Here is a 12,330-nt window from a genome sequence, read left to right as displayed (position 1 = left end):
TGCCCGTCGCCATCCCGCCAGACGAAAAAAAACCCGCCAACGCAAATTGGCGGGTTTTTTCTTGCAGCGGAAAAAGCGAATTACTTGGCTTCTTCAGCGCCGCCAGCAGCTTCACCTTCAGCGGCCACTTGACCAGCCGGCACGGTGGCGGTGGCGATGGTCAGGTTTTCCTGGGTCACGGCGGTCACGCCGTTGGGCAGCTTCAGGTCAGCCAGGTGGATCGATTGACCGACGTCCAGCTTGGCCAGGTCGACTTCGATGAACTCAGGCAGGTTCTTCGGCAGGCAGGTCACGTCCAGTTCAGCAGCCACGTGGCTGATGATGCCGGCGTGCAGCTTGACGGCCGGCGAGATCTCGGCGTTCACGAAGTGCAGGGGCACCTTGGTGTGCAGCTTCTGGGAAGCATCCACGCGTTGGAAGTCAACGTGCAGGACCAGTTGCTTGAACGCGTGGACTTGGAAGTCACGCAGCAGCACTTGCTCGACCTTGCCGTCGATTTCCAGGTCCAGGATGGACGAGTGGAAGGTTTCCTTCTTCAGGGCGTGGTACAGCGCGTTGTGGTCAACAGCGATGTTCAGCGGGGCAGCGGTGCCACCGTAGACGATACCCGGGGTTTGACCCGCGCGACGCAGGCGGCGGCTCGCTCCGGTGCCCTGTTCATTACGCGGAAAGGCGATGACTTTCATGTGATAACTCCAATGTTGGCGGGGCTCGTCGTGGAATCATTCCACCGACGGTTGCCCCGTGAGATAAATATTCCCCGCGACCAGGGAATACGAAAAAACCTCGCTGCGAAAAACCGCAGCGAGGCGAATGCAAAATCTTATTCAGCAAACAGCGACATCACCGAGTCACCCTTCGTGATGCGCTTGAAGGTCTCGGCCAGCAGGTCGGCGCAGGTCAGCTGACGTACCTTCGGGCAGCCGCGTGCAGCAGGCGACAGCGGAATGGTGTCGGTGACGACCAGTTCATCCAGCGGCGAATTGGCGATGCGATCGATGGCCGGACCCGACAGCACCGGGTGCGTACAGTAAGCCACGACCTTCTTGGCGCCACGTTCCTTCAACACTTCAGCTGCTTTGGTCAGGGTGCCGGCGGTATCGACCATGTCATCCATGATGACGCAGTTGCGGCCTTCGACTTCACCGATGATGTTCATCACTTCGGAGACGTTGGCCTTCGGACGGCGCTTGTCGATGATGGCCAGGTCACAATTCAGGCGCTTGGCCAGCGCACGGGCGCGCACCACGCCGCCGACGTCGGGCGACACGACCAGCAGGTCGTCGTAGTTCTTGTTGACCAGGTCGCCCAGCAGGATCGGCGAAGCGTAGATGTTGTCCACCGGGATATCGAAGAAGCCCTGGATCTGGTCTGCGTGCAGATCCATGATCAGGACGCGCTCGACGCCGGCTTCCTGCAGCATGTTGGCCACGACCTTGGCCGAGATGGCCACACGCGCCGAACGCGGGCGGCGGTCCTGGCGGGCATAACCGAAATAGGGGATGGCGGCGGTGATGCGACCAGCCGATGCGCGCTTCAGGGCATCGACCATGATCATGATTTCCATCAGGTTGTCATTGGTCGGTGCGCAGGTGGACTGCAGCACGAAGACGTCCTTGCCGCGAACGTTTTCATTGATCTCGACCATCACTTCGCCGTCGGAGAACTTGGAAACGTTGGCCTTGCCCAGCGGGATACCGAGTTTCTCAGCGACGCCGCGCGCCAGTTCGGGGTTGGCGTTGCCCGTAAAAACCATCAGGTTCTCAAGTGCCATGTGGGTATCCCTGAATGCAATCGTTAAAAAGTCGAAAAGCCGACAATGCTTGACTTGTTCGGTCTCACATTGACGGCTTATTTTTCTGACTGGACCCGGGCCTGATCAAACAAGGCCTGTCCGAATTAAATGGCAGGGGAACAAGGATTCGAACCTTGGAATGCCGGAATCAAAATCCGGTGCCTTAACCAGCTTGGCGATTCCCCTACGCAACTTGCTGTTTGCCGTGCCGGCGCGCTCATCATCAGGCGCTGCGTCTTCGTCAAACCAATTCTCTAATTCTCTATTACGACTGCACTAAATGGGCGAGAGGATGTTCCTGCATCGCTTTGGCTTTCCAGCCGATCCAGCGCGAAGGCAATTGCTTGAGCACTTCGTCTGCCTGATGTTCGTGTTCGAATGCACTAAACACACAAGCGCCAGATCCGGTCATCCTCGCACTCCCGAATTTGCCCAGCCACTCGATTGCTGCTGCCACTTCGGGGAAATGTGCGGTTGCCACCATTTCCAGATCGTTTTTCCCGAAGCTGGAAGCAACTTGTTTCGTCGCATCAGGAAAGTCCGTTATTCTGATTGGTTTCGTATCCCTTGTCAACAACTTTGATGAAAAAATTATTGAAGTTGGAACAGATACGCCCGGTTCGATCACCACATACCAGCAATCCGCGGTACGCAGTGCCGACAATTCTTCACCCACACCTTCGGCGAATGCATTGCGGCCGAACAGGAAGAAGGGAACATCAGCACCCAGCTTCAGGCCCATCTCCATCAGAGAGGCGCGATTGTATCCGCATTTCCATAAATGATTCAAGACCAATAATGTCGTTGCCGCGTCCGACGAGCCGCCACCGACCCCGCCACCCATCGGCAGCACCTTGTGCACGGTGATGTCGGCACCCGGTTGCGGCCGGCCGCTGGCCTCGCGCAGCAGGTGCGCGGCGCGGATCACCAGGTCCGACTCCTCGGGCACGCCGGGGACCTCATTGGTACGGCGGATCTGCCCGTCCTCGCGCAGGCTGAAATCGAGCGTGTCGCAGCGGTCAATCAACTGGAAGGCCGATTGCAGCAGGTGATAGCCATCCGGGCGGCGGCCGGTCACGTGCAGGAACAGGTTGAGCTTGGCCGGCGCCGGGCAGGCGGTGAGGGTGGTGGTCATGCGCAGTACGAATTCTTCAGTTGTGGATCAAACGCGGTGCAGGTTCTGCCATCAGGCATTCCATCAAGGCTTCTTCCAGCCATCGATGGCGATGCGGATCGCCACCTTGCCGGCCTGCGTCGTGCTGCGGGTGAGGTCGATGCGTTTGGGGCGCGTCTGGCCGCTGGCGGCATCGCTCTCCCAGTTGGCATAGGTCACGCGCCAGCCATCGCGGGTGGTGAAGCTGGCATCGTTCTCGCCAGCCTTGGCCACGAAGGGCTTGCCGCTGGCATCGATGCCGCTGCCCTGCAGCCACTGGCGCATGCCCGAGACCGGCAGCGGCCAGCCCAGCGATTGCGCGGCCAGGGCATCCACATCGGCGGCCACCTGCGGTGCGCGGCCTGACTGCACCAGCGTGGCGATGCCGGGCTTGACGTTGATGGTGGCCACGGTCTGGCCCAAGGGCGAGAACATCTCCAGGTTCAGCTCCTGCGGGGTCTGCTTCCAGAAGAAGCTGCCATGCAGCGATTGCGGACGATCATCCTGCTCGTACTGCACCGAGATGCGGCCATCGATCTCGATGCTGGACTGGTAAGCCGGTGCGGTGGCGTCCGGTGCCACGGCATCCTGCGACACCGTGGCGCAACCGCCGAGCAGAGCGGCCAGGCAGAGGGCAGCAGCCCCCGGGAAAGCGCGTGTTTTGCTCATAACTTCACATTGAGACGCGACAGCGTGCTTTTCAGGACTTCATTGTTGGGTTCCTTGAGGCTCACTTCGCGCCAGACCTTGCGGGCTTCGTCCTGCTTGCCATTGGTCCACAGGACTTCGCCCAGGTGCACGCCGATCTCCACATCGGGGCGCAGGCCATAGGCGCGGCGCATCTGGGTTTCGGCCTGTTCGGCGCGGCCCATGCGGAACAGCACCCAGCCCAGGCTGTCGGCAATGAAAGGATCTTCCGGGGCCAGGTCGGCCGCCTTCTGGATCAGTTCCAGCGCTTCCGGCAGGCGGATGTTGCGATCGGCCAGCGAATAGCCCAGCGCGTTGTACGCGTGCTGGTTGCCCGGTGCCAGCTGCATCACGCGGCGCAGCGACTTTTCCATCTCGTCGAACTTGCCCAGCTTTTCCAGGACCATCGAATAGTCGTAGAGCAGGTCGGTATTGTTGGGGAAGCGCTGCAACCCGCCCTTGAGCACGTCGGCCGCTTCCTGGTTGCGGTTGGCATCGCGCAGCAGGCTCGATTCGGCCAGCAGCAATTGCAGCTGCTCGCCATCGTTGGTCGATTCGGCTTGCGCATCTTCCAGCGCCTTGCGCGCGCCTTCGATGTCGTTCTTGCGGGCCAGCAATTGGGCGCGGCGGACCTGGATGTTCAGATAGCCTTCGGTACCGGGTTCTGCCTGGTCCAGATAGCGCAGGGCCGAATCCAGGTCGCGGCGCTCCTCGGCGATGCGCGAGAGCAGCAGCAGGGCCTGGCTGGGATCGCGGTCTTCCTCGGGCTGGGCCGAGAGCACCTGCAGGTAGCGCTGCAGATAGTATTCGGCATCCTTCAACTGGTCGGTCTGGGCCGACAGCACGCCCAGCGCGAAGAGGGTGGTGGCGTCTTCGCCGTCTTCCTTCAACAGGGTCTCGAACTGGGTGCGGGCCAGCTTGAAGTCCTTCTGCTCGACCAGGCTGCGGGCATAGGCCACGCGCACTTCACGCGCATCCGGATACTTGCGCAGGAAATCGGTCACCAGCTTGGTCGCATCCTTGTTGTTGGAGGCGACCTGGGCGGCGGTGAGCACGGCCAGTTCCGAATCGGGCTTGATCTTCATCGCAGCGGCGGCTTCACGCTGGGCGGTGGCGCCATCGCCCATGCCGAAGGCACCCTGGGCCAGGGCCAGATGGGTTTCCATCAGGTCGCCATAAGGCTTGCTGATGTTTTGCAGGATGGTATAGCTGGCCTGCTTGTCCTTGGCCCGCGCCAGCAGACGCTGGATCTGCAGCAGCATCGGTCCGCGCGCTTGCGGGGCGGCATCGGCCAGGCGCTGGGTGAGCAGCGGTTCGATTTCGTCGACGCTGTCCGAGAGCATGATCAGGCCCAGATAATTTTGCAGGGCTTCATCCGAATGCGGCGCCAGTTCGGTCCACAGGCGCACCGCCACCAGCGCTTCGCCGGCCTGGCGCGCGGCCACGGCCATCTCGGCGGCGCGCTTGGCCAAGCGCGGATCGCGCGTCTGCTGGGCCGCCGCCAGCATGGTCACGTAGGCCGATTGCCATTGGCCGCGCTGGAAGGCGATCTCGGCTGTCAGCACTTTGTAAAGGATGTCCTCGCTCAGCTCCATGGCCGGCAGCGCGTCTTCCTGCTGCTGGACCTTGGCCTTGGGGGCTTTCTTGCGGTTGGCCGGCTTGGAGGAAGCCGTCTTCTGGTCAGTGGCCGCCTGGGCGTTCGCCTTGTCGCCGGGCTGCTGGAAGCTCGCGCAGGCAGTCAGCAGCAGGGAACTGGTGAGGAGGGCGATGGTTTTTTTCAAGATGTCATCCTGACGATTCGGAGAGGTTCGATTTTACGCGCAACAACCGTGGCGTTGCTGACGGCATTGAGACTGACGATGCTACGGATAACGCAGTGTAATCCATCTTTGACAAGCTTCTGTCCCGAGGTTGCACACGCGGCTTCAGGTCTTGATTTCAGCAAGTGCATTATCATATGCAGCTTCCTGCTCGTCCTCCCGGATCACCGCGATCCGCAAGCCCATGCCTGAATTACCAGAAGTCGAAGTCACCCGCCGCGGGGTCGCGCCCCATTTGGAAGGGCGCACCGTCAGCGGCGTCGTGCTGCGCCACACCGGCCTGCGCTGGCCTTTCCCCGAGGGCTTGCACACCCTGCTGGCCGGGCGCGTGATCCGCAGCACCGGGCGACGCGGCAAATATCTGCTGATCCATTTCGACCATGGCACGCTCATCGTGCACCTGGGCATGTCCGGCCACCTGCGCATCCTGCCGCCGGGCATCACGCCACAGAAGCACGACCACTTCGACCTCGAAGTCGGCGGCCAGGTCATGCGCATGACCGACCCGCGCCGCTTCGGTGCCATCCTGTGGCATGACCTCAGCGACGGCGACATCGAAGAGCACCTGCTGTTGCGCAGCCTGGGGCTGGAGCCGCTGGAAGACAAGTTCAGCGCGCGCGAGCTGTTCAACCAGACGCGCGGCCGCAGCGCGCCCATCAAGCAGGTGCTGCTGGCGGGCGACATCGTGGTCGGGGTCGGCAACATCTATGCGTCGGAAAGCCTGTTCAAGGCCCGCATCAATCCCAAGACCCCGGCGTACAAGATCAGTCTGGCGCGCTATGAGCGCCTGGCCGAAGCCATCCGCGAGACGCTGGCCGCCGCCATCGAGCAGGGTGGCAGCACGCTGCGCGACTTCATTGCAGTCAACGGTCAGTCGGGTTACTTCCAGCAGAATTATTTCGTCTACAACCGTACCGGCGAGCCCTGCCGCATCTGCGCGGCACCGATCCGCCAGATCAAGCAGGGCCAGCGCTCCACCTTCTACTGCGTGAGTTGCCAGAAATGAAGGGACTTGTCGAATCGCGCCGCAAGAAGGCGTCCACCGCCGAGAACGCGGGCGCACAGTATGAAGATCCCTCCTTTTCGGCGGAGGTCATCGCCTGGCAGAAGCAGCATGGCCGTCACAAGCTGCCTTGGCAGAACACGCGCGATGCCTATCGCGTGTGGCTCTCCGAGATCATGCTGCAGCAGACGCAGGTTGCTGCCGTGATTCCGTATTACCAGCGTTTCCTAGAGCGCTGTCCGGATGTCTTCGCGCTGGCCGCCGCCCCCTCGGAGGACGTGATGGCGCTGTGGAGCGGCCTGGGTTACTACACGCGCGCGCGCAACCTGCACAAGTGTGCGCAGCGGGTGGTGGCGGAATACGGTGGCCGCTTCCCGGACGATCCGGCGCTGCTGGCCGACCTGCCCGGCATCGGGCGCTCGACTGCAGCCGCCATCGCCGCCTTTTCCTATGGACGCCGTGCGGCCATCCTCGATGGTAACGTCAAGCGCGTCTTTGCGCGCGTGTTCGGAGTGGATGGCTATCCCGGTGCCAAGCCGGTCGAAGACCAGCTGTGGCTGCGCGCGGTGGCCCTGCTCCCGGAAGAGGATATCGAGTCCTACACCCAAGGCCTGATGGACCTGGGCGCGACGCTGTGCGTGCGCGGCAAGCCGGCGTGCACGCGCTGTCCGCTGGCCGGACGCTGCGTGGCGCTGGCCGAGGATCGCGTGGCCGAACTGCCGGTGAGCAAACCGAAGAAAGCCGTGCCGGAAAAGGAAACGGTGATGCTGGTCATCACCCAGGGCGAGGATGTGCTGCTGGAGCAGCGCCCCGACAGCGGCATCTGGGGCGGCCTGCTGTCGCTGCCGGAAATCGGCGTCGGCAATGCCGAACACTTCGACACGGCCGTGCGCACCGTGGTGGCGCCCTATGGCGAGCTCGATGGCTGCCGCAAGCTGCAGCCGTTCTCGCACGTCTTCACGCACTTCAAGCTGCATGTGGCACCGTTCCAGGTTGCCCTGAAGAGCCGCAGCCATCGCATCGCCGAAGGCGGGCTGGTCTGGTATCCGGCGCGCAAGCTGGCCGATGCGCCCTTGCCGGCACCGGTCAAGAAACTCTTGCTGGGGGTCTTGCGGGCGGATGATCTGCTGGCCAGTGCCTGAACAGTTCACCTGACAGTTGCGGGTCTCACACCTGACACTTCAAGTCCCCGCACCTGACACTTCGGAAGCGCGCACCTGTCAGTTCAGCTGGCGATGCCTGCACACCACCTGTTCAGTGGCGCGGAAATGGCTGGCCAGTTGCTCAGCCAGATAGACTGAACGATGCTGGCCACCGGTGCAGCCGATGGCCACGGTGAGATAGCTGCGGTTGTCGTTCTTGAAGGAGGGCAGCCACTTTTCGACGAAGCCGCGGATGTCGTTGTACATCTCGGCCACTTCCGGATAGGCCACCAGGAACTCGATCACCGGCGCATCGCGTCCGGTCAGCGGGCGCAGCTCGGCGTCATAGTGCGGATTGGGCAGCATGCGCACGTCGAACACCAGGTCGGCATCCAGCGGCAGGCCGTGCTTGAAGCCGAAGGATTCGATGAGCAGGGTCAGCGGCGAGCGTTCCAGGTCCACCAGGTCCTTGATCCAGCGGCGCAGCTTGTTGGAGCTGAGCTGCGAGGTATCCATGACCAGGCCGATGTCCTGCAGGTCGCCCAGCATCTCCTTTTCCAGCGCGATGCACTCGGTCAGGGTCAGGCGGTCCGATGAGGTCGGGCGGCCCGGCAGCAGGCGGTGCGACAGCGGATGGCTGCGGCGCGTCTCGGAGAAGCGGGTGATGAGGGTTTCGTCGGAGGCGGTCAGGAAGAACACCTTGACGTCATGGCCATCGGCGCGCAACTGCTCGATGTCGGTGCGCAGCGTGGCCAGTGAATCGGCACTGCGGGCATCGGTGGCCACGGCCAGCATGCTTGCACCTTCCTTGATGCGGGTCTGCACCAGGTCGCACAGCAGGGAGGGCGGGAGATTGTCGACGCAGAAATAGCCGGCGTCTTCCAGCACGTGAAGTGCTACCGATTTGCCGGAGCCGGAAATGCCGGTGATCAGAACGATTCGCATGGCGGAATCATAACGCATCACCCGCGCCTGCGTGGCGGCACGGGTAGGCCAATGCGCCACCGAAAGTTTTCCCGACGAGCGGGAAAATTGCGTCCGGCTTGTCCGGCTTATTCGCCGTTCATGGCGCGCCGCTGGCGTTCGATGAATTCCTTGAGGGTATCGATGCCGCGCAGTTGCAGGATGGTGTTGCGCACGGCGGCTTCCAGCAGCACCGCGATGTTGCGGCCGGCCGCCACGGGAATGACCACCTTGCGGATCGGCAGGCCCAGCACTTCTTCGTATTGCGCATCCAGCGGCAGGCGTTCGTAGTTTTCTTCCAGCGTGCTGCGGCGGACCAGGTGGACGATGAGCTTCAGGCGCATCTTGCGGCGCACGGCGGTCTCGCCAAAGATGGCCTTGATGTCCAGCAGACCCAGGCCGCGCACTTCCAGCAGGTTGGCCAACAGCGGCGGGCAGCGGCCCTCGATCATGTTGGGCGCGATGCGCGCGAACTCCACCGCGTCATCGGCCACCAGGCCGTGGCTGCGCGAGATCAGTTCAAGACCCAGTTCGCTCTTGCCCAGTCCCGATTCACCGGTGATCAACACGCCCACGCCCAGCACGTCCATGAACACGCCGTGCATGGTGATCTGCTGCGCCAGTTTCTTGGAGAGATACACGCGCAGATAATCGATCACCTGCGCGGCCGGCAACGGCGTGGAAAACAGCGGGATGTTCTTTTCATCGCACACCGCCAGGATATCGGGCGGGGTCGACAGGCCTTGCGCGATGATGAACGCAGGCGGCTCACCGGCCACCAGTTCGGCGGTCTGGTAGGCGCGCGAGGTGTTGGAGAGACGGTTGTAGTACTCGATTTCCTGATGGCCGAAGACCTGCAGGCGGCCAGGGTGGATCAGGTTCAGGTGGCCGACCTGGTCGGAGGCCGAGACGGCATCGCCCGAGATCAGGCGCTCGCCGCCGGGGAAGCCGGCGAACCAGCCCAGTTGCAGGGATTCACGGTTTTCTTCGTACAGCTGCTGAATCGACAACGCGGAATAATTGGGCATGGAGATCCGGATCTGCTCACAGGATAGGGTGCGGAATTGCCGCCGGCTTGGTGCAGCCTGATTGTGCCGGCCTCAGCCGGCTTTTTCCATCGAGGTCTGCCAGGTCACGATGCGGGCATGCACCACGGCAGGGTCGGACTCGACGGTGAGTTCATTGCGGAAGGCATCATCGGAAAACATCTCGGCGATTTCCGAGAGGATTTCCAGATGCTGCTGCGTCACGTTGTCGGGAATAAGCAGGAACACCAGCAGCTTGACCGGCTGGCCGTCAGGCGACTCGAAGGGAATCGGTGCGGCCAGGCGCATGAACAGCGCCAGCGGCGCTTTCAGGCCCTTGATGCGGCCGTGCGGCACGGCCACGCCATGCCCCAGTCCGGTCGAACCCAGACGCTCTCGTGCGAACAGGTTTTCGGAAACGGTGGAGCGCGCGATGCCGCTGTTGTTTTCGAAGGTCAGGCCGGCTTGTTCGAAAGCTCTTTTTTTGCTGGACACTTCCAGATCCAGAACCACGTTTTCTGGAGACAGGATTTTTGCGAGATTAGTCATGACGCTCAAGGAATTGCTACGGACTGAAGCTTTGAGCAGGATTATAGGCTTCTTTGCCGATGCCGGAAGGCTTTGAAAGCGCTGAACAGGAGGGGATTTCGGGCAGAAAACCGCGAATTGCCACGAGTTGCATACGAAAGATCGATGATCGTTGGCAACAAGTTGCCGCAAGGGATATCACGCCGTGATGGTTGGCGATGATGTGTGACGATGTGTGGAAAAAAGCGCGGCAGGAAAGGGCGGCTCATCTGTTGCCCGGTCGCATCGGCCGGGACGAATGCCGCAAAGCAGACCCGCCGGCATGCACCGGCGGGCTGAAGTGATTACATCTCGATGCGGCCGAAGATCAGCAGCACGTCGCCATTGTTCTTGTTGGCCGACAGGCGCGGCACGTAGGCGAACATGATCTTGGCCTTCTGCGTACCGATGGAGGCCAGCGGCAGCGGCACCGGGAAGGGGATGCTGTGGAAGTAATCCTGACGGCTCATCAGCATGGCGGTGCCGCCCAGGCCCAGTTCCAGCCCGGTCTTGGCGATCGGGAATACCCATTCATAGGCATAGCCGGCCATGTACTGCGGATGGCGGTGCGAATCCTTGATCACGAAGCCGTACAGGGATTCATCATTGCCCTGCTCGTTGCGCAGGGTCTTGCCGTAACCGGCACCCCAGGCATGCTCGTTGAGTTCATTGAGCTTGTCGCGGCTGTAGGTGCTGCGGCCGTGGTGCGCCACGCCGGACAGGTAGATGGCGTCATCGCCCTGGTTCCAGATCCTGGAGGCGTGGTCCTTGGTTTGCTGCCAGAGGCTGTACTGGTTGTCTTCGGCGTGGACGGCGGGGGCCAGGGCCAAGGTGGCGGCAGAGACGAGGGCGGCTTTGCGCAACTTCGCGCCAAAAGTGAAGGTTTCGGCCTGGCACCGGAGCTGGGTGGTGGTTTTCATGGTTGTTATTGAAGGGAAAAGCAAAAAAACGCGACGGCAAGTGGGTAAGCGAGGGGATGTGCAGGCGGCCCGGTGACCGCGAAACAGGCAAAAGGCGAGTCGCCGGCCAGCTCATCCACAGCTTGTGTGGACTGCCATCGTGGCAAAAATATCCCGCTAGGTGGATCTTGCTGAAGCGCAAGATGTTACCAAATCATGGCGCCCATGGCTGTCCCCACGGGACAACGACACCGCTGGGTGCAAGATTTTGTAACAATTTGCTGACACTCCGTGGTGTTGGCACCACGGAGAACAGCCTGCAGGGATGAATTGTCGACGCTTACTGGCGCGCGTTGCGCAGTTGCGAAGGCGGCTTGGCGCTGGAGAAATTGCTGCGCCAGGGATTGATGTCCAGTCCGCCGCGCCGGGTGTAGCGGGCATAGACCGCCAGCTTCTGCGGTTTGCAGTGGCGCAGGATGTCAGTGAAGATGCGTTCCACGCATTGCTCGTGGAATTCATTGTGTTCGCGGAAGCCGATGATGTACTTCAGCAGCCGCTCCTGGTCGATGGGCGCGCCCACGTACTGGATCTGCACGCTGCCCCAGTCGGGCTGGCTGGTCACCGGGCAGTTGGACTTGAGCAGGTGCGACACCAGGGTTTCTTCCACGGTGGCTTCGTCGGTATGGGCACGCAGCAGGCTGCCATCGGGATGGGCCGCGCCGGTGGCCGGTTCGATTTCCACATCGAGCCGGTCCAGCAGCAGGCCCGAGAGTTCACCAAACTGCATCTGTCCGAACTGCGAGGATTCGGTCAGCGTCACCTGCACGCTGGCGCCGGCGGCGGCCGAGAGGTCGGTGCGCATCTTGGTGATCAGTTCGTCGGCGCTTTCCAGACGTTCCTGGTTGAAGGAGTTCAGATATAGCTTGAATGACTTCGACTCGATGATGTTGGGCGAATCGGCCGGCACCATGAAGGTGGCGATGGCGATCTGGGGTTTGCCGCGCAGGTTCAGCCAGGAGATTTCATAAGCCGTCCACAGGTCCACGCCGAAGAAGGGCAGGGTGCCGCTGATCTGCAATTCGGCGCGCTTGGGCGCGCGCGGAATCGGGAACAGCAGGCTGGGATCGTAATGGGTCGGATATTCCGAACTCTTGCCCAGGGGTGAACTTTCCGGCGAATGGCCGACGGTGGATGCGGACGGGTTGGTGTGGTCCATGTGAATACTCCTGCGGTGCTGCGGGTGACGTTCTGTGATGTTGCCGCCGCGCGCAGTTGA

Annotated in this window: 12 protein-coding genes and 1 tRNA gene; 2 read left to right on the top strand and 11 right to left on the bottom strand. The window is 62.0% G+C overall.

What is annotated here, in order from left to right:
- Nucleotides 1–80: 80 nt before the first annotated feature.
- From JOD78_RS27035 to JOD78_RS27010, 6 genes are all read right to left on the bottom strand, one after another.
- A complete protein-coding gene (locus tag JOD78_RS27035) occupies nucleotides 81–686 on the bottom strand; it encodes a 50S ribosomal protein L25/general stress protein Ctc (RefSeq protein ID WP_039784118.1) in 606 nt (201 codons plus the stop codon).
- Nucleotides 687–823: 137 nt separating this feature from the next.
- The gene (locus JOD78_RS27030; RefSeq protein WP_008332043.1) at nucleotides 824–1,774 is read right to left on the bottom strand and encodes a ribose-phosphate pyrophosphokinase; all 951 of its coding nucleotides are present in this window, start codon (nucleotides 1,772–1,774) and stop codon (nucleotides 824–826) included.
- A gap of 130 nt (nucleotides 1,775–1,904) precedes the next feature.
- Nucleotides 1,905–1,981: transfer RNA gene (locus JOD78_RS27025), tRNA-Gln, on the bottom strand.
- A 79-nt stretch (nucleotides 1,982–2,060) separates the two neighbouring features.
- A complete protein-coding gene (gene ispE, locus JOD78_RS27020) occupies nucleotides 2,061–2,930 on the bottom strand; it encodes a 4-(cytidine 5'-diphospho)-2-C-methyl-D-erythritol kinase (RefSeq protein ID WP_209569220.1) in 870 nt (289 codons plus the stop codon).
- Between the two features lie 63 nt (nucleotides 2,931–2,993).
- A complete protein-coding gene (lolB, locus tag JOD78_RS27015) occupies nucleotides 2,994–3,617 on the bottom strand; it encodes a lipoprotein insertase outer membrane protein LolB (RefSeq protein WP_121045828.1) in 624 nt (207 codons plus the stop codon).
- Entirely contained in the window at nucleotides 3,614–5,416 is a 1,803-nt protein-coding gene (locus JOD78_RS27010; RefSeq protein WP_121045829.1) for a tetratricopeptide repeat protein, read from the bottom strand. The genes lolB and JOD78_RS27010 overlap by 4 nt, the downstream gene beginning before the upstream one ends.
- Before the next feature lie 223 nt (nucleotides 5,417–5,639).
- Here JOD78_RS27010 and mutM point away from each other — a divergent pair, with 223 nt between their 5' ends.
- Together mutM and mutY are read left to right on the top strand one after the other, a co-directional pair.
- Nucleotides 5,640–6,461, top strand: a complete 822-nt coding sequence (gene mutM / locus JOD78_RS27005; RefSeq protein WP_209569218.1) for a bifunctional DNA-formamidopyrimidine glycosylase/DNA-(apurinic or apyrimidinic site) lyase — start codon at nucleotides 5,640–5,642, stop codon at nucleotides 6,459–6,461.
- Entirely contained in the window at nucleotides 6,458–7,600 is a 1,143-nt protein-coding gene (gene mutY / locus JOD78_RS27000) for an A/G-specific adenine glycosylase (RefSeq protein WP_209569216.1), read from the top strand. The genes mutM and mutY overlap by 4 nt, the downstream gene beginning before the upstream one ends.
- A 78-nt stretch (nucleotides 7,601–7,678) precedes the next feature.
- Here mutY and rapZ read toward each other — a convergent pair whose 3' ends face one another.
- The 5 genes from rapZ to queF all read right to left on the bottom strand — a co-directional run bounded on the left by rapZ (nucleotide 7,679) and on the right by queF (nucleotide 12,270).
- Entirely contained in the window at nucleotides 7,679–8,545 is an 867-nt protein-coding gene (gene rapZ, locus JOD78_RS26995; RefSeq protein ID WP_034330860.1) for an RNase adapter RapZ, read from the bottom strand.
- A gap of 107 nt (nucleotides 8,546–8,652) precedes the next feature.
- Entirely contained in the window at nucleotides 8,653–9,591 is a 939-nt protein-coding gene (gene hprK, locus JOD78_RS26990; RefSeq protein WP_034330851.1) for an HPr(Ser) kinase/phosphatase, read from the bottom strand.
- 72 nt (nucleotides 9,592–9,663) lie between these two features.
- Nucleotides 9,664–10,137 (bottom strand): PTS sugar transporter subunit IIA, encoded by a 474-nt coding sequence (locus tag JOD78_RS26985; protein WP_034330862.1) that lies wholly within the window; start codon nucleotides 10,135–10,137, stop codon nucleotides 9,664–9,666.
- A 323-nt stretch (nucleotides 10,138–10,460) separates the two neighbouring features.
- Entirely contained in the window at nucleotides 10,461–11,075 is a 615-nt protein-coding gene (locus JOD78_RS26980; protein ID WP_209569214.1) for a hypothetical protein, read from the bottom strand.
- 319 nt (nucleotides 11,076–11,394) lie between these two features.
- The gene (gene queF / locus JOD78_RS26975; protein WP_209569212.1) at nucleotides 11,395–12,270 is read right to left on the bottom strand and encodes an NADPH-dependent 7-cyano-7-deazaguanine reductase QueF; all 876 of its coding nucleotides are present in this window, start codon (nucleotides 12,268–12,270) and stop codon (nucleotides 11,395–11,397) included.
- Nucleotides 12,271–12,330: the final 60 nt, after the last annotated feature.

The organism is Herbaspirillum sp. 1130, from assembly GCF_017833835.1.
Lineage (GTDB): Bacteria > Pseudomonadota > Gammaproteobacteria > Burkholderiales > Burkholderiaceae_D > Herbaspirillum > Herbaspirillum huttiense.
The sequence above is the reverse complement of the archived record's forward strand: the minus strand, read 5'-3'. Positions and strand labels throughout refer to the sequence as shown.